This window comes from bacterium, assembly GCA_024228115.1.
In the GTDB taxonomy this organism is placed as follows: Bacteria; Myxococcota_A; UBA9160; order UBA9160; family UBA6930.
Map to the genome: position 1 here is coordinate 1 of JAAETT010000486.1, position 1,791 is coordinate 1,791.

2 protein-coding genes are annotated in these 1,791 nt (G+C 39.6%); one reads left to right on the forward strand and one right to left on the reverse strand.

Features of this window, described 5'->3' with window-relative positions:
- Window positions 1-199: 199 nt before the first annotated feature.
- Complete coding sequence (locus GY937_20765) at window positions 200-721, reverse strand: hypothetical protein (GenBank protein MCP5059145.1); 522 nt, start codon at window positions 719-721, stop codon at window positions 200-202.
- A gap of 655 nt (window positions 722-1,376) precedes the next feature.
- Between GY937_20765 and GY937_20770 the strand changes: the two genes are divergently transcribed.
- Window positions 1,377-1,791: NADAR family protein (locus tag GY937_20770; GenBank protein MCP5059146.1), on the forward strand; the 415-nt coding region annotated here is incomplete at its 3' end.

The window sequence follows — 1,791 nt, forward strand, 5'->3', positions numbered from 1 at the left end:
GCTGTTTAGATTTTGCGAATATAGAGTCGGATTTTCTTTAGCCAACAACGGCAATAGATCATCATTCGACAGAGGGCCAAAAGAACAGGCTAGCGGTACATCAAAGGAAGAAACTAGTAAGATAGCCAAAGAAAATTTTTTCTTCACATACGACCGACAAACATGTATTTAATTCTTATTTGAACAAGTTTTTTAGAAATCAATAGGTGTTTTCTTTAGAAAAGCCTGAAGAACTGCTTTTTATGCAAGAAATTGCATCAAGAGAAGCGACGAAACTAAAATCAACAGAACAGAGCAGATCAGCAGCAGAACAAAACGAACCGGAAACACGTAGGTTAAATAATAAAACAACAATTATTCTAATAAAAGTCGCAGAATTTACTAAATCAGCAAAATTTTGATTTTGTTCAGCCATTAACGGCAATAGATCATTCATGCCTGTCACGTTCATCAGACAGCGAAAAAAACAGGAGAGTGGCGCATCAAAAGAACAAACTAGTTTTGATGATACGACTTTTGAAAAACAAATCTGTAACAATCCGGACCAATACGAATGGGACAGCCAGCAAACATGTAAGACCGCAAAACACATAACTATATATTTTACAAAAAAATCAAAGGGGTAGCCAATAGGTTTTATTTTCAGTGCCGCCAACTGACTGGCGGTACGAAGAAGTTGACTACGAGGATGAAGGGGAAGAAAAAGGCAGGTATGAGCCACCGATTGATTATCAATTAACACTAGGTAAAATTTTACAAAAACCCTCAGTATAGTTTTACAAAAAAATCAGGTTTTTTTTGCAGTACCACATACAGCACCGGAAGATAGTATCATATCGGTGCTCGCGCTGCTTTTGCTGCATAAAGTTGAAGACTTGACCAAGCACACTTTTTGTAACGCGTGTGCCGGCAATAGCATTCAGCAGCAGCATATATGCGAAGACCGATCGTGTACAACGCAAAGGAAAAAAATTGATATTGTTATGAGTAGATCAAGTGTGTATACAAATATTTTAAGCAGCGCGCTGTTGAATAATTTACAACTGGACTACGATGCACACGCATTATTGTGTTACATGGTTGAAAATAACGGAACCTTAGGTGTTGTTCAGCGAACAAAACCACGTATAAGAGGTAAACTATTGAATTTATTATGTAAAACACATAGGACGCATGTTTATGATGTTTAAAAGCTTAGTGTAATGTTTATGACTTTTGACATGCAGTAAAAATTTTTACAAGTAGTTTTTTTGGTGCTGATGGAACAGGCGTCTAATCGTCGCCTATATATCTGTATGTGTGTGTATGTGTGTGTGTAGAGGGGATAAGCAAAAAAAAGACAGCAAATTTACAAATGAAAGGGTTTTTTAGAAAAAATGCCTGAAATTCATGCGGAAAAGTACACGTATTTTTATGGAGCGGATTCGGTGCTATCGAATTTTTATCCGATCCATATTACCGCTGATGGCGTCAACTTCAGCAGCGTGGAGCAGTACTTCCAGTACAATAAGGCGAAAAAATTTGGCGACACCGAAACCGCTACGGCGATACTCAGCACGCCATCGCCATTGCAGCAAGGACAGCTTGGCAGGCGCGTCAACAATTTCAACGAGGCGATATGGGTCAGCGCGCGCATGCCGATCATGATGGAGGGTTTGCGGCTGAAATTTGCCCAACCGGCGTTGCAAGCGACGTTGTTGAACACCAAGCCAGCTGTGCTTGTCAATACCTGCATGTATGATACGGTTTGGGGCATAGGGCTTAATATGTTCGATAAACGCGCAGCTTATA